Origin of the sequence: Paenibacillus sp. Root52, assembly GCF_001426865.1 — a bacterium.
Lineage (GTDB): Bacteria > Bacillota > Bacilli > Paenibacillales > Paenibacillaceae > Paenibacillus.
In genome coordinates this window covers 23,721-45,365 of the sequence record NZ_LMFO01000002.1, presented here as the reverse complement: position 1 = coordinate 45,365, position 21,645 = coordinate 23,721, and the positions used below count along the sequence as shown (strand labels likewise).

The following is a 21,645-nucleotide window of genomic DNA, read 5'->3' as shown; positions in this document are numbered from 1 at the left end:
ATAACAGCCCACTAGACCTGATTGCGTTGCCAAAGGTCTGGTGGGCTGTTATTTTGTTCATTCTCAATTGGTCGATAGTGCTTTATTTGCGAGCTGTTATCAGGAAACGTGCGGCGTTCGTGCGAATTCCCTGATCACACTGATATTGCTGAATAAAACGCTGGAGTGTCTGCACATCTGTAGCCCGTTCTCCGAAATCGGGAATGATTGGCGCATGAGTCAGCAGGAAGAGCAGATCTTCTGGGCGAGCATAATACTCGGTCGCATTATATTCCTTGAGGTAAATATCACGGAATCCAGCCTCACGCAGTTCGTTCAGATATTTCTCTGCTAGTGTACTTGTTGGCAAGTCTTCGGTTGCCTCCAAGCCAAAAGCTTTTTTAATGTTATATTTATCATTTTCCCGAACCTGCTGGGTCAGGAACATACCTCCATCAGCAAGTACACGATATGCTTCTGATGCGCAGAAGGGGGCATGTCTGCTAGAAATCATATTGAAAAATTGATTGGGGAATTGAAGCTGCTCTGCATTCATCTGTATGAATCGGACGTTGGAGCGCCCTGACGCAAGAAGATTACGCTGTGCAGTCTGTATCATGCCGTGGGAAAGGTCGATCCCTACAAGTAATGATGCAGCCCCGGCATGGGAGAGCAGTGCTTCTCCGCCACCTGTGCCAATATCGAGTAAGAGGTCAGAGGGAAGGGTATGGTGCATAACTTCAGTATATAGATCCCATAGGACTCCTTCGGATACAACCTGTATGGTACTGAAATTCCAACCGTTGATTGCCCCGATCTGTTCATAAAAAGCTTCGTATTGTATGGTTTGTTTCATTCGTTATTCCTCCAAACTTGTGTGGATACAATGAGTAGTTGTTATTCACGTTCGATACAATAATCTACCGAGTTAGGTCAAGAAGACAGACGTATCCCTGCATAGCTGGTACGCGTTTTGACCCAGCCCGATAACTAATTACTTCGAACGAATTGGAATAACATGCTTGTCACCTCACCATTTGGAATATAACTAGTATAATTCATTTGACAGCCTATATGCGAAATGTTATTTTGATTTGGGAAACTAATCCAATAGATCGAGGTGATCGATGGTGGCTGTAAGTGCTAAGCAGATTTTTGTTAACCTACCCGTCAAAGATTTGAATAAATCGGTGGAGTTTTTCACCAAGATTGGGTTTGAGTTTAATGCTAATTTTACGGATGATTCAGCTACCTGTATGATCATTGGGGACAACATTTATGCTATGCTGCTGGTGGAAGAGCGTTTCCTATCGTTCATTCCTAAGAAAATCTCTAATGCTGCCGAGACAGCCGAAGTCATCGTTGCGCTATCCGTAGATAGCCGTGAACAGGTCGATCAGATTGTACAAGCTGCTCTGGATGCAGGCGGCAAGCATTACAATGATCCGCAGGATCATGGATTTATGTATGGCTGGAGCTTTCAAGATCTGGACGATCACCTGTGGGAAGTATCCTATATGGATCTGAGTGCATTCCCGACAGCGGAATAATTGGAAATTAAGCAAGTTAACATTCAATTGTATAACTTAAATTGAGATAGCCTTCCTATTCAAATAGGAAGGTTATTTTTTTTGGAAATCCACTATAAATCCAGCATTCACACAACTCCTCAGGTATGGACATGAATAACATAAAACATGCATGACCCACAACAATGTACAGGGAGATGGATATGAACCGTTCCAACGTGAAAAGTTACCGGTATCGTGTCGGCAAGAATCAGTATATTGTCATTCAGATTCACCAAACCGCCAAAGGCTATGCGGAGTCAGGGAATGTGCTCGCGAGTAATGCTGTTAACGTTCAGATTATGAAAGAGAAGAAGAAGGGACGCCGATCTTCGCGTAAACGCTAGTCTACTGGTCTAATTAACGAAGCAATAATCGTGAAATATCCATAATGCATCTATTTCTGTAGAGAAGAATAATAAGAAAGGGAGGCGGATCGGTATGGCTAAAAAACCAAAACATGCTAAACACGTCAACCGGGTAGAGGTAGACAAAAGTCGTCTGAAGTTTAATGCGAGACAATCTGCGAAGGCTTCGGTGGGCCAAGGCGGTAATGCATTTGCCATCAATGCCAATGAACTCGGGAATATTCGGGTACGTGCAGGACAACAATAAATGGTATGAAGTAAATAAAAGTAGCTAAGAAGGTGCCATCTGGCACCTTCTTTATTGTATATCACACTGTCGTTGACGCTGGGGAAGAAGGAAGGATCCCGAAGAGGCGAACCTGGTATGTAATTTTTGTCACGAAAACAACCTCGATAGGATATTGCTTATTAAACATTCATCCGTTAAAATATAGAACGAATGTTCAGTATGCAAGCAGCATGTAAGAAATGGAGTGAAAGAATGAACAAAAAGCAACTACAAACAGAGCAGACGAAGAAGAAACTAGCGGATGCCTCCAGAGCTCTTTTTGTACAAAAAGGCTATAAGGCAACATCCATTGAAGATATCGTGGCGGCAACAGGGAGCAGCAAGGGCAATATTTATTACCATTTCAAAAGTAAAGAGGGTCTCTTTCTATACTTGATTGATGAATGGGATCGGGAATGGGAAGAGAATTGGACAGCCAAAGAACATCTCTATCGCACCTCTACCGAGAAAATTTACGGTTTGGCCGAACAGCTTGTCCTGGATGAGATGAATCACCCACTGACCAAGGCAGCCGATGAATTTTTTACAAAGGAGAAGAAAGAGAACGATATCGAAGAACGCATCACCGTGATGTTTGAGCGGCATATTCAATTTAACAGACAGTTGGTACAAGAGGGGATCGAGAGTGGGGAGTTCAAGGCTGACAACATAGACAACCTTGCGCTTATATTGGAAAGTACCATTATCGGACTGAGTCACATGTCGCGCAGTATGGAGCCAGAACAGGCTCTTGCCTTATATCGTCACGCTGCAAGTGTATTCTTGCACGGCATTGCAAAAGATAAGGATTAAACATAGGTTGCCACTTGAGCGGAGTATATGAGAAGGCAACATTTTGACAACTACGGAGGATGTAATCATGGCTTTACTAACGCGCAATAGGGGCGCATTACTACTATTAATGGTTAATATTTTTATCGTCTTTACAGGTATAGGTCTTGTTGTGCCCATTATGCCTGCGTACATGGAGCTACTGCATATTACCGGTTTCACGGTGGGGCTGCTGGTAGCGGCATTTTCCTTCACACAGTTTCTGTTCTCCCCGGTGGCGGGTCGCTGGTCCGATGCCTTGGGGCGTAAAAGGATTATCGTTGTCGGCATGTTAATTTTTGCTGTATCCGAATTTATGTTTGGTGCGGTTAATGCACCTGTGCTGCTCTTCGCTGCACGTATGCTTGGAGGAATTGGCGCTGCGCTGATCTTCCCGGCAGTTATGGCCTACACTGCAGATATTACGACAGAGGAAGAACGCGGTCGAGGAATGGGATTAATCAATGCTGCGATCTCCACCGGGTTCATCATTGGACCTGGTATCGGCGGCTATCTAGCTGAGTTCGGTATTCGGATTCCGTTCTATGCTGCAGGTGTTGCCGGTTTGTTAGCTGCAATCATCACACTGACCATTTTGCCAGAGTCGACACGTAGTCCCGCAACGAGTAAACCTGATATGGGAGCAGCCCAAGCGAAGGTTAAAACGCAGAGTTTGGCATCCCAACTGCTACGATCATATCAAGCGCCTTACTTTTTCAGTTTAATTATCGTATTCGTGATGGCATTTGGACTTGCAAACTATGAGACGGTATTTTCGCTATTTGTATATAAAAAATTCGGATTTACAACACAAGACATTGCATTCATCATTACGTTTGGCTCCATTGCAGGGGCTGTAGTGCAGGTCGCTCTCATCGGCTGGTTGCTGAACCGGTTTGGGGAGAAGAAGGTCATTTCGGTATGTCTGTTCTTTGTAGCGTTGTTTGTCTTGCTGACCTTATTCGTGCATACGTATTGGCTGATTCTGGTCGTTACCTTTATTGTGTTCCTCGGAATGGATATCTTACGCCCGGCAATCAGTACGCAAATGTCGAAATTGGCGGAGGAGCAGCAAGGTTTTGTGGCGGGATTGAATTCAGCGTACACAAGTCTAGGCAATATTGCAGGACCGATTGTTGCTGGGGCATTATTTGATGTGAATATTAACTATCCGTACGTTTCTGCTTCAATTGTACTGGGGATTTGTTTCCTATTATCCATGTGGGTGCTTCGAGGAGGCAAACAGGCTGGACAATTGAAAGCTGAAATGTAACGATTAACGATATTTGAAGTGATATTTTGTTATAATAATATATGCTGGAAGTGAATAATTGGGCTGGGTCACGATGAACGTTATCTAGGATGGTCATTTTTAAGCATATACAGGATTATTGGAGTGATACGATGAGTAAATCTAAAGGTGGCGGAACAGGCCGCGGTACAGGCAAAAAAGGCTGGAATCGCTGGCAAGCGAGTGCCAACCGTGCCAAAAGTGCACCGAAACCCTATAAGAGTAAGGGTACGAAGAAAAAGGATGATAACGAAACCTCAGATGACAAGTCCCAGTAAATGGGCAATGGCGAAGCGAGAGGTGTTCATGATGAAGAGATCTGACCTAAAGACAAGGGCAGGTCTCTTTTTTATGTTGATCCCCCTTTATTATTACATCCAAATTGCCGATATAAATGGTAAAATAAACCTCTAATTTGTAGGATGTAATCATTGATTTTATCAAAGGAGTTTTTCCATTGGCTAAGCATGTTATCAAAGGCATTGTATGTACCACTATACTGAGCTTGTCCGCGATTGTTACCGTTACCGGATGCAGCACACCTTCTGCACCGTCCTATGTATCTGAGTCTACCATCGACTCTGAGTCCATCGTTTCTTCAAAGGATGCTGTGGAAAAGCTCGTAACGTTCTATCCTCAGCAGAAAGAACTATCAGTCAGCCTCCCTTCCGAATGGGAAGTTGTCACGGAGGAAATCAGCCCGTCCCTTTTAAAATTAGCTACAAAGGATCAAACGAGATCACTTCGAATTGACCGAGTGAACCGTGAAGACTATATTCCAGATATGTCATTGACGGATTATATGGTTCGGCATCAGGAAAACATAAATGCAGCACGAGAATCTGTAGATACAAATGATGAGGTGATTAGAACAAGTCAGCTGATGATTGACCAAAAAGAAGCTTATGTAAAAGAAGGACGGACGAATTATGGCAAACATCAATTCGGATACATTACAGCATTTCTAGAGACGAATCAGCATTTCTATATCATTACATATACGAAGATGTATCAATTTACAGCAGCGGACCAAGAGTTTTTTGAACAAATGGCTCAGCATTTCCGCATTTTGAATGACAAGCCAACGGACTATAGTACATCTTCGGAAGAGCTGATCCCCCATCAAGGTAAATATGCTCAGTTCCAAATTAGCACACCTTCCAACTGGCAGGTTCATGCATTTGAACTATCGGACTCAGCGCTGGATATATCTTTGGCAGAGAATAATGAGCAGTTGTCGGTATACCTTGCATCCAAGGATGAGTTCGATTCAGACCTAACATTGGAGGATTACGGACGATACGTCGCCGAAGTCTACGCGGATGGCAAAGATACTCCCATACCAGATCTGAAACCTGTTGAGATTAACGGTCTGAAAGGCATACAGCTGGAAGGACATTACGTCGATAATGAACGCCAAACCGCTGAGTTACGAACTATACTAGAGTCCCAAAATCATTTTGTAGAGATTGTGTTCTATACCACAGAGAGTCGATTTGACCGGGTGAAAAAAGACTATGAAATGTACACAAGCACGTATGAGGAGCCTGAAAAGTAAGATTCACAATCGGTGTGAACTTGAATTTGTATCAGAATAGTTCACAATAAATAGCTCAAACTATAATATTACAGCGGTTCTTAGGATACGGTACGTCGTATCTAGGGGATCGCTGTTTTGTGTATGACATACGAATATGTATTTGCTTTAACAGTTAAGTCATCATTCTGTGTCCTTGGAGGTACAGTTATGACATCATATCTGCATGTTATGACCATATAACGTAGGTAGTTTAGCGGGATGCTACACTCAATTTACATACAAGGCATGAAGTGATTGGGAGGTAGTATTAATGCAAACCGTATTCGCAGGAGAGAATATTCAGTTCAGTTATAACAAGAAGAAACCTGTATTAAAGCAACTGACATTGTCGGTAGGGGATCGTCAAATTTATGGATTGCTTGGCCCCAATGGTGCAGGTAAATCCACCTTAACCAGAGTGATGTTGGGACTGGATAAGCCCCAAAGTGGGAAGATTCAGTGGTTCAATGAATATCTCAATGCAAGTACAAACAAACGTGTAGGATACGTTCCACAGGATCTAGCGTTGATCTATGATTTGTCTGCCTATGAGAATGTGTTGTTTTTCGGTAAGTTGTATGGCTTAAAAGGAGAACGCTTGAAAAAACAAGTTCGCTTCGCGCTTGAATTCGTCGGACTGTGGGAAGAACGCAAACAAAAACCTAAAAAATTCTCCGGCGGTATGAAAAGAAGGCTAAACATCGCATGTGGAATTGTCCACAATCCCGATGTCATTATACTCGATGAACCAACGGTGGGAGTTGATCCACAATCCCGCAACCGAATCTTAGATGCCATTATAGAACTGAATCAGCTCGGAACGACGGTTATTTATATCTCGCACTATATGGAAGAGGTTGAGAAAATCTGCTCTCATGTCGGTATTATGGATGATGGACAATTGTTATGCCAAGGCAAATTAGATGACGTTATACAGGAGTATACCGATCAGGCGATCATTCGATTGGAGTTACAGCAGAAAAGTACAGCGTATGCCAAGCAGCTTGAAGATTACGTTGTACTACTGTCAGATGGCAACCGTGTAGAGCTTGGTGTTCCCAAAAATGATATAAACACATTAAGTCAGATCAGAGAATCTTTTGGCGAAGACATGAAGAGTTTTCAATATGTAACACCGAATCTAGAGCAAGTTTTTTTTCGATTAACAAGAAAGAACTTGAGGGATTAGAGCGATGTGGACGATATTTGCTACCAGTATGAAGCGCAAGCTTCAGAACCCTGTCGTGTTTGTAAATTATATTCTGCTGCCCCTGTTGTTAATTCTGATTCTGGGAAACGCATTGTCAGGGGTATTTCAGTCAGAGGATCAGGAAGCGAAGCATTCTCTTATCCCCCAGATCTCTACTGTTGTTGTGAATGAAGATGATGGGGAGGTCGGCAAAAATGTAGTTGCCTTCTTGACTAGTTCAGCGAATGAAGAGATGTTCAATATCCAGATGCAGACGAGTAGTGAGATGGCTATGGAGATGCTCGAGTCTGGTCAAGTAGAACAATATATCTATCTGCCTAGTGATCTAACGCTGGACTATGAAGCACATCAGATTGGTAACATCACCGTATATGGAAAAGACAATCATATTGAAAAAGTAAATATAACCGATTTGGCGTTATCTGCCTACGGGGATGGATATATGGCGATGGAAATCGCAAGTGCAAACAATCAGAACATCGTTTATTCTCATCAGTACAGCAATATGTTAATTGCATCTGGAGAAACCGATCAGGCATCTGTCTCATCAAATGGCTCCAGTATTTCAGCAATGAGTTATTACGGTGTGACCATGCTCGTTCTAATCCTGGTATATGGTCTGGCTAACATGATGAACTTTGTACAGGAAGAATACAGTGAAGCGTTGGGGGATCGTTATCTGGTTACTCCAATCTCCAAGACAGCGTTAATTATGGGACAATTTCTGACGGGTGTGACGATATCCATCATGCAAGGGGTAGTCATCGTCGTATGTGCCAAATTGTTTTTCGATGTTAGCTATGGAAACAGCATTATGTTTGTGTTGTTCATTATCCTTGCAGGTGCAATCTTCTTCAATGCACTGGGATTGCTGCTCGGTGTGATTGCCCGTCGAATCAAGCAAGTGGATGGTCTAGTTACTGTATTGATTCCAGTGATGACGTTTGTGGGTGGTGGATTCGTTAAACTGGATATGGGAGAGTTGAGTTCATTAAGTATCAATGAAGTGTTCCAACGTCCAATGTTTGATTATATTCAGCAGGGTGTCATAGATCTGATGCCTGTATTTACAGCGCTTATTACCGCAATGGGTTTTGTCCTCGTTTCGGTGTACTCCCTGACTAGAAAGGTGGTTCGATAAGGTGCGGGTATTCGAACTATATCTCAAGCGTATTTTCAAACGAAAGCTAACGTTTATCCTGATTTTATTGTTGCCCATTGTATTTACGTACTCGGTAGTTGCACAGTATGAGGAAGCGACGAAGGTTACACTTACAATGTATATAGAGGACGCAACGGTGAATTCATACGTATCAGACATGCTGAAGAAGCAAAATGTCACCATTACACAGGCCTCATCCGCAGATGATGCCATTCATCATCGTACTAATCTGGGTATCGTGTTTACGCCAACGATTGCGGATATCACCGCTGATCCGGATACACTGAATGTGAGTAGCTATGTGAATGAACCAAGCGTGAATTCGAATTCATTGCAGGTTAAACTGAACAGTGTGTTTTCTGTGTTGAAAACACTCGCCAAAAATACAACAAGCGAACAATCTTTAACCACAAGTATGCAAGAAGCCGCTGCAGCGAGCGCTCCAATTCAAGTGGAACAAAAGATTCTAGGAAACCCTAATGCAGTTGTCTTGACGAGTTCATTTAATATGATCGTGTTTATTATTATGTTTCTTACGATGACGAACACACTATTATTCCTAGGTGATAAAGTGCATACAACAACCCAACGCCTATTACTGGCTGCGGGGAGCAAATTAAGTTACTATCTACAGACCGTTAGTGTGTTTGCGGTGATTGGTGTGGGACAATTTATACTTATGGTTGCCTTGATGACAGGCGTTTTCCAAATAGATCTTTCCCTATCTGTGGGGGAACTTCTGTTGCTCGTGCTAGCCTATGGACTATTAAACATGATTGCAGCAGGACTTGGGTTGCTACTCATAAGTCGTACATCCAAAATGTCTACGGGACGGTTGCTTATTACTGTTGTATCGCTACCTCTGGCGATGCTAGGAGGTACCTTATGGCCAAGTTCAATTATGCCTGAAGGTATGCAGAAGCTGGCGCGGATTCTGCCAACGCAGTGGATTACTGAACTGAACAATGATATGTTCAGTGGTTTTACAGGTAACAGTAGTATGATTGCTGTGCATATCATCAGTCTGTTCGCCTGTGCTGCGATAATTTTCTTATTGCTGACAAGAGTGAGGACAGAAGATATATAATAGATTCGGAATTCTATAATAGGCTATCTTATCGTATTCTCAGTTAAAGACTGATGAAGGTAAGATAGTCTGTTTCATTGATAAATGTTATATTGTTCCATATAGTCATTATCACATAGAGAGATTCAGTATAACGTTGAAAGAAGGATTTTGATTATGTTATTGTTTTTGGCTGCTATCATACAGATGGCAACGTTTAGCCTGTCCATCCCGATCATGTTGAAGCATCAACTTAGCAAGAGTTCGATTGCTTTTATGTTCGTTGGCTCAATCATCATTGGCTACTCACTGTTTGGAGTGATGGGCTCAGCAAGTAGTTTTGTCGTCTTATTCTTCTTGGTCATCAGTTTATATTTTAAGCTGAGAAAGATCCTTCTCAGTATTTTATTTCCAACAATAACGCTGATTTTCATGGTCATCAGTGATTATATGTGCGGGATAATCAATATTAATGTGTTTGGTGGTTCGAGTGCATCCATTCATACGAATATGTTCTATACGGTGATCTATGTAACAGGCATTATGATCATGACATTTCTATTGAGTGCACTTGTCAGAATACTGCTTACGAAGCTGAAGAACCACGATGCATTTTTCAGAAGATATGGTCTATTTCTTACGATTCTGACCTTCTTCACTGTTGTAATTTTCTACATCAATATATGGATCGGCCAAAGCCAAGGTTTCTCCGATGATAACATTCAAGCGAATAGTATTTTGTTCCTGTTTTATTTTGCCTTACTCATTGGTGTATTTGTGATATTAAGCCGAACGATTATGAAGGAAGCAGCGATGCAGAACCAGCGGGAACAGTACGAGCAATTAAAGGAATACACAGAGAATCTAGAACATTTATACACCGATATGCAAAAGTTTAGGCACGATTATATTAATATTCTTCTTAGTATGTCTGAATATATTCGTCATAAGGATATGAATCAATTACAAGCTTATTTTGAGCAGAAAATTATGCCGATCAGTCAAGGAATGCAGTCCAATACATATAAACTGGGAGCCTTACATCATCTAAAAGTACAAGAATTAAAAGGCATTATCTCTGCGAAGATGATCAAGGCACAGGAGCTTCACATCGATGCTATTATTGAGGTTACTGAGCCAATCGAACATATCCATATGGATGCCGTGCCATTATGCCGCTGTGTAGGAATCTTATTGGATAATGCCATTGAAGAGGCAATTCATTGTGAGGCGCCAACTGTGCATATGGCGTTGATTCGCCAAGAACATGGCACATTAATTGTGGTCAGCAACAGTTGCCGCGAAGAGACACCTGAATTGTACCAATTGTTTGAGAAGGGCTTTTCAACCAAAGGCAGTAATCGTGGTCTAGGCCTTAGCAATCTAAGAGAAATTGTGTCGCAATACAAGCAAGTTATATTGGATACCCAGCGTAAAGAGGGAACGTTTATTCAGCTATTGGAAGTATTTGATTCTTCGGTGAGAGGAACTGAGGACAGAATAGGTTAAGGTGTAGATAAGGAGAGCAGCCAATGGAAGTTTTACTAGGTATTATCGTTCAAGTCTTGTTTCTTATCTTATTTCTGTCTTTCATGTCAGTTCGAACGATGAATATACGTTTTTGTGGTTTGCTTTTGGTGGGTGGGACTATGATTGGAATGATGCTGTTTCCTTGGATTGGAGCATCCGCCATATTCGGCGTCGTAATCTATTTCTATGCGTGTTTACATTGGAAAACAAAAGACATGTTGTGGAGTATCATTTTCCCTGTTATTTCTGTACTCGTATCAGTATTAGGTGAGTATCTGTTTGGTCTCATCAAAATAAACATGTTTCACCATTCAATGAATGCTAACACTTCGAGTTTGATGCTAACCGTTGTAAATTTAATAGGCAGTGGATTGTTATCCATGACTATGTTACTTACCGGGCTTTACTTCGTTAAACGATTTAGAGGCAAACTGATCTTGAAGAGATACAGTGTATTATTTAGCGTAGTCTGTATCTTTACCTTAATCATTTTTTACATCAATATATGGATTGGAGAGCGGCAAGGCTTCTCGGACGATAACATCCAAGCTAATAGTATTTTGTTTCTGTTTTATTTTGCCCTACTGATTGGAGTATTTGTAATATTGTCGCGAACGGTCAGGAGGGAAGCGGCTATGCAGAACCAGCGGGAGCAGTACGAGCAATTAACGGAATACACAGAGAATCTGGAACATTTATATACCGATATGCAGAAATTTAGGCACGATTATATTAATATTCTTCTGAGTATGTCTGAATACATTCGTCATAAGAATATGGATCAATTACAGGCCTATTTTGAACACAAAATTATGCCGATCAGTCAAGGGATGCAGTCCAATACATATAAACTGGGAGCCTTACATCTTCTAAAAGTACAAGAGCTAAAAGGCATTATCTCTGCAAAGATGATTAAGGCACAGGAGCTTAACATCGATGCCATCATTGAAGTTGCCGAGCCGATCGAACGTATCCATATGGATGCCGTACCATTATGCCGCTGTGTAGGAATTCTACTGGATAATGCTATCGAAGAGGCAATTCATTGTGAGGCACCAACTGTGCATATGGCGTTGATTCGCCAAGAACTTGGTACATTAATTGTGGTCAGCAACAGTTGCCGCGAAGAGACACCTGAGTTGTACCAATTGTTTGAGAAGGGCTTTTCAACTAAAGGTAATAATCGCGGGCTAGGACTCAACAATTTAAGAGAGATGGTTGCGCAATATAAAGGAGTTGTACTGGACACTCAGCGTAGAGAGAGCACGTTTATTCAGCTCTTGGAAGTGTTCGAGAATTAAAGCACAGAGGAGATGAGGCATATGTTAGAGATTTTTATCTGCGAGGACGACGAGGAGCAACGTAAACGTCTAACCCAATATGTGTCCGATTACATCATGATTGAGAATCTGGACATGAAGGTTGTGATCTCTACTGCACACTCCAAAGACATTATTAATTATCTACAGCAGAATGATACAACCGGTTTATATTTTCTAGATGTTGATCTACAGGAAGAAAAGAGTGGAATAGCGCTAGGCGCGGAGATTCGGCAATATGATACGCAAGGCGCGATCGTATTCATAACCACACATCCAGAATTAACGTATCTGACATTTACATATAAAGTGGAAGCGATGGACTATATTACGAAAGATCAGTTTACCGACATTCAGAAACGGGTTATTGACTGCATTGATACGGCGTATCATCGCTACATGCAAAACAAGCATAATCATCGGAAATTGTTTCAAACCAAGATGGGGGATAAGGTTATCAGCATTGAGTACAATGACATTCTGTTTTTTGAAACCTCCTCCCAACTTCATAAAATCATCCTGCATGCCCACAATCGTCAGGTTGAATTCTACGGGAAGTTAAAGGCGTTACCTGAGATGGATAATCGCTTCTATCGCTGCCACAATTCTTATGTGGTAAACAAAGATAATATCGCTGAAATTGACATTGCTAAGCGGGAAATCCGAATGGTTAATGGACAAATCTGCTATGCCTCCAGTCGGTTTCTAAAAGGGCTGAAGGATATTGTCCCAAAATAAGGTTACAACCCAACAGCACAATATGAAACACACAAAATAACCTTCTTACGATTACCTAAGGTCAGGTCAGATCACAAGAAGGTTATTCTTATTTCTAATTCCAGCGTATGGAACAAAAAAGTCTGTTCACTGGAGAAGTAAAGGAGAAGCTTTGCTTTGCATCACAAACGGAAGTCAATCTTCATTTGTTAATGCAATAACTTACTTACTGCTCCTCGCGGTAGCTCTCCGTATATTCTATGTACGCTTCCTTCGTTTGGTCATATCGACTGCTCGCCGCGGCGAAACTAATGACCGCAAAGTGATCGGGATATTCAAGAATCGTATATAAGTAGCCGTATTTGGCTTTGTCCACAGAGGCATGAAGTTCAAGCTGAATACCTGGTCTGCCATCAATCTCTACAGCCAACAGATCTGACTCCGCGATATCACTCAGGAATTCCATCTCATATTCCATATACGCGTCGAAATACTGATCCAGTGTTGTTCCTGGGTCGAATTCAGACTTCAAATGCTTCAGGTGCATCATATATTCTTCACCGTTTGGCGAAGTGGCTTCTAGATCGGCATCGGGAATCATTTTTAATTCACTGAGCCAAATAGAAGGAACACGGATCGAGGTTTTCTCGTCATCTGATTTGATCACTTTAGTAAAACTAGACGCTGGAGCGGTCTCCACTACAGTAGGTTGGTCGTCCAGAATTCGCAGCGATTGGGCTATCTGGTTGAACAATTCTCGATCTTCATCATTCATTTCACGCTGTAGGGAGAAGAGTAGACGATAGAAGTGATTCTCCTTCTCTAGTGAAGCACTGATAAAGTGCCCTGTCGTTTCAGGCAAAGTCATTGTCCCTTCAGTAAGATAGGCTTCTTCTGTATCGATCGTCATACTTCCTGTCCGTTTTGATTCAAACGTACTGCCTTCACCGAAGGAGAACTCGTCCTCCCAATTTTTCATAAAATCTTCAATAGATGCATCAGCCGTTGTATCTGCTCGACTTGAACGATTGATCATAATCATTCCATCGCCTTTTTTGTTCATTGCAGTAAACAGGGCTGGCAACCCAGCATAGTCAAAAGTATTCCACTCAAGTGGGGCGGTGATTTCAACTTCATTCTTTGTCGAAGCTAGAACATGATTTTTTTCTTCGTTCTTTGTTGCTGTTTCCGTAGTTACAGGTGCTGGGCTAGAGGTACTAGCTTGGGTGGCACAACCGGTTAGCGTAAGGGTCAGGGCAGCCGCGATCGTTATCGTACGTGGAAGCGAACGTGTTGTCTTCATGAATTGGTGAATATTGTTCAGCAATCTAATTCTCTCCTTAGAGCATCATGATATGTAGTGGTATGTAGGCTCGATAGTCTTGTAACTGTAATTAAATGCTATAATAATAGTAATAGGGTTATTTTACCATTTATTAAATCATTTGAATATATAACTTTAGACTTAAAGTTCCAAAAGTGGGGATAAGGTCTTTTATCCGATGAATGTTTAGCTCTGTTACGTGAATATGCATAATATTCATTTTATACATAAAATACTGGCCTTCGACGCTACGAAGCTGTGATACAATAGGTGAGGTCTATAGAGAAACGGAAACACGCATAAGCACGAGGAGGAACAGGAACACGATGAAATCAGCCCCGTTTATTGCTGTGGAGGGTCCAATTGGTGCTGGGAAAACAACGCTCGCAACGATGCTTTCTCAGGAGTTGAATCTTCCACTAGTGAAAGAGATCGTAGAAGAGAATCCATTTCTGGCTTCCTTTTATCAGGATATAGATGAGTGGAGCTTCCAGCTTGAGATGTTTTTCCTATGTAATCGATTTAAGCAATTGGAAGACACCGGCGCTCACTATGTGAAGCAGCATACACCCGTCATTTCAGATTATCATATCTACAAAAATATGATTTTTGCCGAACGCACTTTGAAAGGCTCGAAGCGGGACAAGTATCGTCAAATCTATCATTTGTTAACCGATGACCTGCCGAAACCTAATCTGGTGCTGTATATTGAGGCAGAGCTCGATACCTTGATGTATCGGATCAACAAGCGAGGAAGATCTTTTGAGCAGGACATGGATCCAGCGTATATGGAACAGCTTATTGCTGATTACAAAACAGGCATGGCCTATTTAGCAGACAGCCCTAATCCTCCGATCATTATTAAAGTGGATGCAGAAGCACTCGATTTTGTAGAGCATCCAGAACATTTCAGGCAGATCGTTAATCAGGTAAAGGAGTATATCACATGAATAACTATGGCATTCCGAACAATGCATTAATTACCGTTGCAGGTACGGTTGGTGTGGGGAAATCCACACTGACAGCAGCGCTTGCGGAGCGTTTGAATTTCAAAACCTCACTGGAACAGGTGGATCATAATCCGTATCTGGAGAAGTTTTATCATGATTTTGAACGGTGGAGCTTCCATCTGCAGATCTACTTCTTGGCAGAACGCTTTAAGGAGCAGAAGAAAATTTTTGAAATGGGTGGAGGCTTCGTACAGGATCGTTCGATCTATGAAGATACGGGGATCTTTGCACAGATGCACGCGGATCAAGGTACAATGTCTGCAACGGATTTCGAAACCTACAGCAGCTTGTTCGAGGCTATGGTCATGACGCCATATTTCCCGCACCCGGATGTACTGATCTACCTGGAAGGCAGCTTGCCATCCATTCTAAACCGGATTACCGAGCGTGGACGTGAGATGGAGATTCAGACAGATCGCTCGTATTGGGAGCATATGCATGAGCGCTACTCCGTATGGATTGATCAATTCACAGCTTGTCCGGTATTGCGCTTGAACATTGATGAATATGATGTGCATGATTCGGCATCGGTTGATGCGATTCTGGCACAGATTGCGGCTGTGATCACACCAGCGAAGGAAGCACAGCGTTAAGCATATCAGCTTGCTGAAGCTCTAAGGCTTAATTAGCAGAAGAAAAGCATGTTTAAATAGAATGGAATGGACTCTCTCTATGTCATGTTGAATAGTGGGGAGTTTTTTTTATGTTTTTTGTGTTTGTGTGGCTGAGGTTTGACGATGTTCCCCCGGGGAATTGCACGATTTTACGAGGGTCATGAAATGCACGCCATTGAGCTAGCGTGGGTATCGCTTACAACTTCATCATCATAGAAAATGGTTGAATTAACGAATAAAATGTGGTTTTATTAGTTAGGTGAATTTTGGAAAATAAGCCTAAGCATGACTCAGGAGGGAAAGACATCGTGGAAGAAAAGCAAGGAATCAAGATTGGTATGCCGATTATCGGCGGGTTAATTGCGGCAATTGTGGGTGGTGCCGTATGGGCTGCAGTCGCAGCAATGACTGAATATGAGGTAGGTTTAATTGCAATTCTCATTGGGGCACTTACAGGTTATGCTGTCGTGTTGTTGTCCAACAAACGGATTGCAACAGTACATAAAGTGATTGCGGTCATTTTTGCGCTTGTCGGCATTGTATTAGGGAAATACATGACGGTGGTTTATTTTGCATCCGAGATGTTTGATGAAAGTTTTATGCAATTGGTATTTGACGGGGAGATAGTCAATGCGTTTATTGAAACGTTCTCGGACTATTTCGGTGAACCGATGGATCTGTTGTTTATTGGTCTTGCGATCGTATCCGCATGGCAGATTCCTGGCCGAATGGCGAAAACCAGTATGGCAACCGAAGCCTCATCCACAGACCACGCTCCACGAGCATAATCAGTTGAGATCGGGAAGTAGTAGGGTAGAGATGGGCAAGATCGGGCAAAGTTGTATGAAGTAGGAGAGCAGGAGAGCATGCTTCCACTGGGGTCAATCGAACGAATCAATAGCATGTGCCAATAATAAAAGCATGGCTAGTAAATCCAGCAATTCTCATAATCCTATATTCTTCATTCCAAAAAAATCTCAGAGTGAATGTGCCGAGAAGGCTCCTTCACATTGCGGCTGAGAAACAAGCACGAAGGGACGTAACGCCAGAAGGCGTGCGTCCCTTTTTTGGTGTTAATATCTACCTTGTAGATAGGTGAGAATCCAGCGTGTGTGAATCTGGCCTGTGAGAATCTAGAGAGAACCTCACTAGGGCGTGGCTGCGTCTAGAGTTAACCTGAGTCCAAGGTGTGTCTGAAAATGCTCTACAACTGTTCTGAAAATGCTGTGAAAACACGCTGGAGGAAGTAGTATTTGAAGTTTTTGTTCCAAGCAAGGATGTTATCCGCAGACAATCCTAGACGGTCTAGACGGCCTAGACAGCTTAGGTAGGACAAGAGAAAGTGACACAACAGGGCGAGAAAATGGTGGACGATGCTCTTAAATATGACACAGTGGGGTGAAGAGATGGTGGAGATGTCTGTAAGTGAAAGTGAGATTTAAATTCACGACGTTCGGATGAAGCACCATCTCTAACGAACTCAGACAGCCTTATTGACGGCAAAATCGAATTCAGGAAATGCTAACGAATCGATGACACGCTAATACGCCGTTGGAGTGCGGAGATTAGACCTATTTCATGGTATTTCGTAATATAACGTTTCTCAGATTCGTTACCATTTCCATTCGTCGTGAACCGGCCGAATAAGGTCTCTCAGATTCGTTAACGCCAAAACGACGGTGTAGGTGGAGAGGCTCGTTCACATGAATAGCCTTTATTTGCTCCGTTTCCAACGTAACCCTCACCTACTTACTCTAAACCCACTCTAAACCACCTTAAACCCACTTTAAAATCCACTCTAAAGCCTACTCTAACGTTCTTCCGGCACATCTTATCCTCTACACCACTGCTGGCGATCCAGCGAATGACATCGAACAGGGAATCATTCATGAAACAGGAGGTAATCATTTCATTTGCATGGACGTCTGGTAAATGGGTAGAACACAATATGTCTCTCATCAGTTCCTACGGTCAACGTATATTTCTTACCATCTGCGCCTCTTGCTCGTTGCCTCATTCGTTTAATTTCAAATTATCCGACATGATTTATTCGTTTTCAGACATGCCCTAATTCATATGCTCTTCCTTAAGTTTAACGGGCTGGGTTGTACTTAGTCTGTTTGCTGCTGATCTGCAAAGATCGCCATGGCTTCTTTCATAAAGGCAGCTAATCCTTCGCCAAATTGGTCAATGTTACGAGTGAAGCGTTCATCATCCACATACATCTGACCTAATCCTCGAAAAGCCTCAGGTGAATAATGTCCCATCTGATTCAGATAGGTGTACCACTGCGTAATGACCGCTTGGGATTCAGCCGATGCGGGTGAAGTGTCACGAAGCGTTGCCAAATGAGTAAAGATGCTATTCATCTGATCTGCTATTGCCTTTTGTTCGTTGGGTGATGAGCGTTGTAACTTTTCATTCGCCTGGTCTACAGCTTTATTCCCCCAGCGCTGACGCGCCTCCTGTTCGTACGGGTTCTCCTTGAAGTTAAAACCTTCAAATTGTTCCTTCGTCGTCATATCGATGTCTCCTCTCATATGCAGAACACTTTTATCAATGGTGGCAATCATACGGTCTAATCGTTCCCTTTTCTCCATAAGGATCTGGCGGTGCATCTGAAGTGCTTCCTCCCGATTGAAGGAAGGGCTATTTATGATGTCTTTGATATCTTTCAGTGAGAAGTCGAGTTCTTTGAAAAATAAAATCTGCTGCAGCATGTCTAGATTGGCATCTGAATAGAGTCGATACCCTGCTGAAGTAACTTCATCCGGTGTTAACAAACCAATCTCATCATAGTGATGCAGTGTGCGCACACTGATCGAGGCGAGCTCGGCAACTTCTTTTACCTTTATGGCCATGGTTCCAACCTCCTTACATCACTGATTGTACAGTGTCACGTTACGTGAGAGTCAACCCTGTTATATTTGAATGTAGCACCTAAACTAAATTTTAAGGAGAAGCACAGTAGGATGGAGAAACTGAAGTGAATGATAGGAAGCCGAGAGGAAGCAAACAAGAAGAAAACAAGAAGCATACAGGATATCAATCCGACAGGTGCATCATATTTTGTATGTAGAGTTGTGAACGAATACGCCAAACTAATCTATGATCGCGAACTGTTACTAAAAGCGTACTCGTAGACAAACTATTCACTGACGGTTTATGAACATAAATGAGGGGTCTTCAACATTATATGTATAGACAATCCTGCTAATATTGATGCAAATGAAGTCTTTGAATTCAGCGTAAATTCAATGCGGAGTTTTCTGGGGTATATCTAAGCTGTGTCGGAGGTTGACGTGTGTAAAAGTTACATAATTCATGATCCATAATCCTTAATCCATGATTAATAATGCAATAAAGCTAAATGATGTAGATGCGACGCACAGGCTCAGCGCATAAACCCTGCGCCCCTGCGGGGTTGCCGCGGTGCAGGGGCGCATGGCTACGCCAGCATCCCACGCACCGCCGCAGCGAACTGCGCAGTCGCTGCGCGCACGTCGGCCGCGCCCGCAATGGCGGAGATGACGGCTACGCCGTCGGCTCCAGCCGCCATCACGGCGGCCGTGGTATCGGGCGTAATGCCGCCGATACCGACCACCGGAACTGCGATGCCTGCGGCGCGCAGTTCCAAGATCCCTGCGGCGCCCAGCACAGCATGGGCATCCGCTTTGGAGCGCGTCGGGTACATTGGCCCGACGCCAAGATAGTCGGCGCCCGCCTGCATCGCACGGCGGGCTTCCTCCACGGAGTGGGCGGATACGCCAAGCATCCGCCCAGCTCCAATGCGGGCGCGTACAAGCGCCGCGTCCGCATCTTCTTGGCCGACATGCACGCCGTCGGCCTCCACAGCTACAGCCAGCTCCACATCATCGTTCACGATGAACGGTATCCCGTGCTGGCTGCACACCTCGCGAAGCCGCCATGCTAGAGCTAGGCGGGCCTCACCAACCAGAGCACCAGTTCCTTTTTCGCGGAACTGGAACAGCGTAATGCCGCCAGCAATCGCCTGGCGCAGCACCTCCACAGGGTCTTGCGTGGTATTCACGCTGCCCATTACCAAATACACCTGCATTGTGCGTCGCGCCGCGTCTGCATTCAGCTCATGCATCATCGCTCACCCCGCTGTCTGCGCTGATACGCAAAATGATTCGTCGGCCCGTGCCCGGCTCCAATGCCGAGCTCATCCTCAATGGCTGCCTGTATGAATGCTCGCGCAGTCGTGACGGCAGCTAGAACGGACGAACCTTTCGCCAGTTCAGCCGTAATGGCGGCAGAATACGTACAGCCCGTTCCGTGAGTATGTGGGGTCACAATACGAATATTCTCTAGATAATGAAAGGATCGGCCATCATAGAATACATCTACAATCATACCGCCCGTGTCATGGCCGCCTTTGATCAGGGCATACGTAGAGCCCATCTGCACAAGGCGTCGGGCTGCCTCTTCCCGATCGCTTAAATTACGAATGGACATGCCTGTCAGCAGCTCAGCTTCAGGGATGTTAGGCGTAGTGATCCTTGCATGCGGAATCAGCTCCGTAATCAGTGTCTGAATAGCCTGCTGCTGAAGCAACGGTGCGCCGCCCTTGGCTACCATAACGGGGTCAATGACTAGATTAGACCATTCATAATGGCGCCATTTCTCAGCCACCAATTGGATAATTTCCGTGCTGTAGAGCATGCCGGTTTTCACCGCATTTGGCTTGAAGTCGTCTCCAGTTGAATCAAGCTGTTGGGCTATGCCTTCATATGAAATAGGAAATACACCTTGAACTCCTGTTGTGTTCTGTGCCGCAATGGCAGTAATGACGGTCATACCATATACACTAAGTTCCTGAAAGGTTTTGAGATCAGCTTGAATCCCAGCACCGCCGCCATTATCTGATCCAGCGATCGTTAGAGCCTGAGCTATACGCATGTTGTACCTCCACCTCCATGAATGTGACGAATAAGAGCACGCTGCTGTAGTACTGACGGGGATACATGATCGAGTTGGTTCAATAGCTCGATCTGGAAGCTGCCGGGACCCTGGCCCTCTGTACGATCTGCAGCAATCTCAGCAGCAATGCCGTAGAAGGCGAGTGCTTCTACAACACTATCCAGAAGTTCATTGTCATCAGTCGCCACCGCTGCAAATGCTCCAATCACAGCACTGAGCAGACATCCCGCACCGGTAACTTGAGTTAAGAGGGCATGACCGTTACTGACAAGATAGGTCTGATGTCCATTTGTAATGACATCTTCGCGACCCGTAATCACGACGATACAGTTTAACTTTTGAGCTGCCCGCTCGGCTATTCCGATACGATCTTCTTCACCTTGTCCAGCATCTACACCTTTACTATTCCAGTGCTCGCCAATAACATTGGCGACTTCTGCCACGTTCCCACGCAAGATCGTGAGATGTAGTTCACGAACGAGTAATTGAACCTGCTCAGAGCGATAGGATGTGGCACCAGCGCCAACAGGATCAAGGACGACAGGAACATGATGGGCGTTGGCAGATACACCAGCGAGCAGGATGGACTGCACAACATCTTTATTAAGTGTGCCAATGTTGAGGACAACCGCGCCGGACATTTTCGCAACATCGGCAACCTCCTCGTGGGCGTAAGCCATAAAAGGCGATGCCCCAAGTGCAAGCAAGCCATTGGCTACAAAGGGAGCAACCACAATGTTGGTGATATTGTGCACTAACGGATTTAGAGTGCGTATACGTTCCAAATAAGACATCTGTTTTCCTCCTTGTATGTACCTCTAGTGGGAGCTGGGCTTGGCTTCACTTTGACCTGTTCCGGTGCATG

Annotated in this window: 22 protein-coding genes; 16 read left to right on the top strand and 6 right to left on the bottom strand. The window is 43.7% G+C overall.

What is annotated here, in order from left to right:
* Positions 1 to 82: 82 nt before the first annotated feature.
* On the bottom strand, positions 83 to 835 hold the full coding sequence (locus ASD24_RS05390; RefSeq protein WP_056692737.1) for a class I SAM-dependent methyltransferase: 753 nt from the start codon (positions 833 to 835) through the stop codon (positions 83 to 85).
* A 274-nt stretch (positions 836 to 1,109) separates the two neighbouring features.
* Between ASD24_RS05390 and ASD24_RS05385 the strand changes: the two genes are divergently transcribed.
* From ASD24_RS05385 to ASD24_RS05330, 13 genes are all read left to right on the top strand, one after another.
* Positions 1,110 to 1,529 (top strand): VOC family protein, encoded by a 420-nt coding sequence (locus tag ASD24_RS05385; protein ID WP_056692734.1) that lies wholly within the window; start codon positions 1,110 to 1,112, stop codon positions 1,527 to 1,529.
* 182 nt (positions 1,530 to 1,711) lie between these two features.
* Positions 1,712 to 1,894: a hypothetical protein gene (locus tag ASD24_RS05380; RefSeq protein ID WP_056692732.1), complete on the top strand. Its 183-nt coding sequence runs from the start codon at positions 1,712 to 1,714 to the stop codon at positions 1,892 to 1,894.
* 94 nt (positions 1,895 to 1,988) lie between these two features.
* Positions 1,989 to 2,162: a hypothetical protein gene (locus ASD24_RS05375; protein ID WP_156395345.1), complete on the top strand. Its 174-nt coding sequence runs from the start codon at positions 1,989 to 1,991 to the stop codon at positions 2,160 to 2,162.
* A 234-nt stretch (positions 2,163 to 2,396) separates the two neighbouring features.
* A complete protein-coding gene (locus tag ASD24_RS05370; protein ID WP_056692726.1) occupies positions 2,397 to 2,996 on the top strand; it encodes a TetR/AcrR family transcriptional regulator in 600 nt (199 codons plus the stop codon).
* A 67-nt stretch (positions 2,997 to 3,063) separates the two neighbouring features.
* Positions 3,064 to 4,287: an MFS transporter gene (locus tag ASD24_RS05365; RefSeq protein WP_056692723.1), complete on the top strand. Its 1,224-nt coding sequence runs from the start codon at positions 3,064 to 3,066 to the stop codon at positions 4,285 to 4,287.
* Positions 4,288 to 4,418: 131 nt separating this feature from the next.
* Entirely contained in the window at positions 4,419 to 4,583 is a 165-nt protein-coding gene (locus ASD24_RS29860) for a DUF3934 family protein (protein WP_082560289.1), read from the top strand.
* Positions 4,584 to 4,762: 179 nt separating this feature from the next.
* Positions 4,763 to 5,863, top strand: a complete 1,101-nt coding sequence (locus ASD24_RS05360) for a PsbP-related protein (RefSeq protein ID WP_056692721.1) — start codon at positions 4,763 to 4,765, stop codon at positions 5,861 to 5,863.
* 292 nt (positions 5,864 to 6,155) lie between these two features.
* A complete protein-coding gene (locus ASD24_RS05355; RefSeq protein WP_056692718.1) occupies positions 6,156 to 7,073 on the top strand; it encodes an ABC transporter ATP-binding protein in 918 nt (305 codons plus the stop codon).
* A 4-nt stretch (positions 7,074 to 7,077) separates the two neighbouring features.
* Positions 7,078 to 8,235, top strand: coding sequence for an ABC transporter permease (locus tag ASD24_RS05350; RefSeq protein WP_056692716.1), 1,158 nt, complete (start codon positions 7,078 to 7,080; stop codon positions 8,233 to 8,235).
* 1 nt (position 8,236) lies between these two features.
* The gene (locus ASD24_RS05345; protein WP_056692713.1) at positions 8,237 to 9,343 is read left to right on the top strand and encodes an ABC transporter permease; all 1,107 of its coding nucleotides are present in this window, start codon (positions 8,237 to 8,239) and stop codon (positions 9,341 to 9,343) included.
* A gap of 156 nt (positions 9,344 to 9,499) precedes the next feature.
* A complete protein-coding gene (locus ASD24_RS05340; RefSeq protein ID WP_056692710.1) occupies positions 9,500 to 10,831 on the top strand; it encodes a sensor histidine kinase in 1,332 nt (443 codons plus the stop codon).
* 98 nt (positions 10,832 to 10,929) lie between these two features.
* Positions 10,930 to 12,153, top strand: a complete 1,224-nt coding sequence (locus ASD24_RS05335) for a sensor histidine kinase (protein WP_235540397.1) — start codon at positions 10,930 to 10,932, stop codon at positions 12,151 to 12,153.
* A 21-nt stretch (positions 12,154 to 12,174) separates the two neighbouring features.
* Positions 12,175 to 12,909 (top strand): LytR/AlgR family response regulator transcription factor, encoded by a 735-nt coding sequence (locus ASD24_RS05330; RefSeq protein ID WP_056692704.1) that lies wholly within the window; start codon positions 12,175 to 12,177, stop codon positions 12,907 to 12,909.
* Between the two features lie 205 nt (positions 12,910 to 13,114).
* Here ASD24_RS05330 and ASD24_RS05325 read toward each other — a convergent pair whose 3' ends face one another.
* Positions 13,115 to 14,191 carry a hypothetical protein gene (locus ASD24_RS05325; protein WP_235540395.1) on the bottom strand — a complete coding sequence of 359 codons (1,077 nt, stop codon included), beginning with the start codon at positions 14,189 to 14,191 and terminating at the stop codon, positions 13,115 to 13,117.
* A 347-nt stretch (positions 14,192 to 14,538) separates the two neighbouring features.
* On the opposite strand from ASD24_RS05325, the gene ASD24_RS05320 reads away from it, so the two are divergent.
* The 3 genes from ASD24_RS05320 to ASD24_RS05310 all read left to right on the top strand — a co-directional run bounded on the left by ASD24_RS05320 (position 14,539) and on the right by ASD24_RS05310 (position 16,624).
* The gene (locus ASD24_RS05320) at positions 14,539 to 15,162 is read left to right on the top strand and encodes a deoxynucleoside kinase (protein ID WP_056692698.1); all 624 of its coding nucleotides are present in this window, start codon (positions 14,539 to 14,541) and stop codon (positions 15,160 to 15,162) included.
* Positions 15,159 to 15,815 carry a deoxynucleoside kinase gene (locus ASD24_RS05315; RefSeq protein ID WP_056692695.1) on the top strand — a complete coding sequence of 219 codons (657 nt, stop codon included), beginning with the start codon at positions 15,159 to 15,161 and terminating at the stop codon, positions 15,813 to 15,815. Before ASD24_RS05320 ends, ASD24_RS05315 begins: the two co-directional genes overlap by 4 nt.
* A gap of 329 nt (positions 15,816 to 16,144) precedes the next feature.
* Positions 16,145 to 16,624, top strand: a complete 480-nt coding sequence (locus tag ASD24_RS05310; RefSeq protein WP_056692692.1) for a hypothetical protein — start codon at positions 16,145 to 16,147, stop codon at positions 16,622 to 16,624.
* A 1,323-nt stretch (positions 16,625 to 17,947) separates the two neighbouring features.
* On the opposite strand, the gene ASD24_RS05305 is transcribed toward ASD24_RS05310, so the two are convergent.
* The 4 genes from ASD24_RS05305 to thiM all read right to left on the bottom strand — a co-directional run bounded on the left by ASD24_RS05305 (position 17,948) and on the right by thiM (position 21,574).
* On the bottom strand, positions 17,948 to 18,697 hold the full coding sequence (locus ASD24_RS05305) for a MerR family transcriptional regulator (protein ID WP_056692690.1): 750 nt from the start codon (positions 18,695 to 18,697) through the stop codon (positions 17,948 to 17,950).
* 587 nt (positions 18,698 to 19,284) lie between these two features.
* Positions 19,285 to 19,950 carry a thiamine phosphate synthase gene (gene thiE / locus ASD24_RS05300; protein WP_056692687.1) on the bottom strand — a complete coding sequence of 222 codons (666 nt, stop codon included), beginning with the start codon at positions 19,948 to 19,950 and terminating at the stop codon, positions 19,285 to 19,287.
* Positions 19,950 to 20,759, bottom strand: coding sequence for a bifunctional hydroxymethylpyrimidine kinase/phosphomethylpyrimidine kinase (thiD, locus tag ASD24_RS05295; RefSeq protein ID WP_056692684.1), 810 nt, complete (start codon positions 20,757 to 20,759; stop codon positions 19,950 to 19,952). The genes thiE and thiD overlap by 1 nt, the downstream gene beginning before the upstream one ends.
* The gene (gene thiM, locus ASD24_RS05290; RefSeq protein WP_056692681.1) at positions 20,750 to 21,574 is read right to left on the bottom strand and encodes a hydroxyethylthiazole kinase; all 825 of its coding nucleotides are present in this window, start codon (positions 21,572 to 21,574) and stop codon (positions 20,750 to 20,752) included. The genes thiD and thiM overlap by 10 nt, the downstream gene beginning before the upstream one ends.
* Between the last annotated feature and the right edge of the window lie 71 nt (positions 21,575 to 21,645).

What these genes read in the sequence shown, in the direction of transcription:
- ASD24_RS05390 (WP_056692737.1), bottom strand. Translation starts at nt 835, where the DNA reads ATGAAACAAACCATACAATACGAAGCTTTTTATGAACAGATCGGGGCA.
- ASD24_RS05380 (WP_056692732.1), top strand. Translation starts at nt 1,712, where the DNA reads ATGAACCGTTCCAACGTGAAAAGTTACCGGTATCGTGTCGGCAAGAAT.
- ASD24_RS05375 (WP_156395345.1), top strand. Translation starts at nt 1,989, where the DNA reads ATGGCTAAAAAACCAAAACATGCTAAACACGTCAACCGGGTAGAGGTA.
- ASD24_RS05370 (WP_056692726.1), top strand. Translation starts at nt 2,397, where the DNA reads ATGAACAAAAAGCAACTACAAACAGAGCAGACGAAGAAGAAACTAGCG.
- ASD24_RS05365 (WP_056692723.1), top strand. Translation starts at nt 3,064, where the DNA reads ATGGCTTTACTAACGCGCAATAGGGGCGCATTACTACTATTAATGGTT.
- ASD24_RS29860 (WP_082560289.1), top strand. Translation starts at nt 4,419, where the DNA reads ATGAGTAAATCTAAAGGTGGCGGAACAGGCCGCGGTACAGGCAAAAAA.
- ASD24_RS05355 (WP_056692718.1), top strand. Translation starts at nt 6,156, where the DNA reads ATGCAAACCGTATTCGCAGGAGAGAATATTCAGTTCAGTTATAACAAG.
- ASD24_RS05350 (WP_056692716.1), top strand. Translation starts at nt 7,078, where the DNA reads ATGTGGACGATATTTGCTACCAGTATGAAGCGCAAGCTTCAGAACCCT.
- ASD24_RS05340 (WP_056692710.1), top strand. Translation starts at nt 9,500, where the DNA reads ATGTTATTGTTTTTGGCTGCTATCATACAGATGGCAACGTTTAGCCTG.
- ASD24_RS05335 (WP_235540397.1), top strand. Translation starts at nt 10,930, where the DNA reads ATGAATATACGTTTTTGTGGTTTGCTTTTGGTGGGTGGGACTATGATT.
- ASD24_RS05330 (WP_056692704.1), top strand. Translation starts at nt 12,175, where the DNA reads ATGTTAGAGATTTTTATCTGCGAGGACGACGAGGAGCAACGTAAACGT.
- ASD24_RS05325 (WP_235540395.1), bottom strand. Translation starts at nt 14,191, where the DNA reads ATGAAGACAACACGTTCGCTTCCACGTACGATAACGATCGCGGCTGCC.
- ASD24_RS05320 (WP_056692698.1), top strand. Translation starts at nt 14,539, where the DNA reads ATGAAATCAGCCCCGTTTATTGCTGTGGAGGGTCCAATTGGTGCTGGG.
- ASD24_RS05315 (WP_056692695.1), top strand. Translation starts at nt 15,159, where the DNA reads ATGAATAACTATGGCATTCCGAACAATGCATTAATTACCGTTGCAGGT.
- ASD24_RS05305 (WP_056692690.1), bottom strand. Translation starts at nt 18,697, where the DNA reads ATGGCCATAAAGGTAAAAGAAGTTGCCGAGCTCGCCTCGATCAGTGTG.
- thiE (WP_056692687.1), bottom strand. Translation starts at nt 19,950, where the DNA reads ATGCATGAGCTGAATGCAGACGCGGCGCGACGCACAATGCAGGTGTAT.
- thiD (WP_056692684.1), bottom strand. Translation starts at nt 20,759, where the DNA reads ATGCGTATAGCTCAGGCTCTAACGATCGCTGGATCAGATAATGGCGGC.
- thiM (WP_056692681.1), bottom strand. Translation starts at nt 21,574, where the DNA reads ATGTCTTATTTGGAACGTATACGCACTCTAAATCCGTTAGTGCACAAT.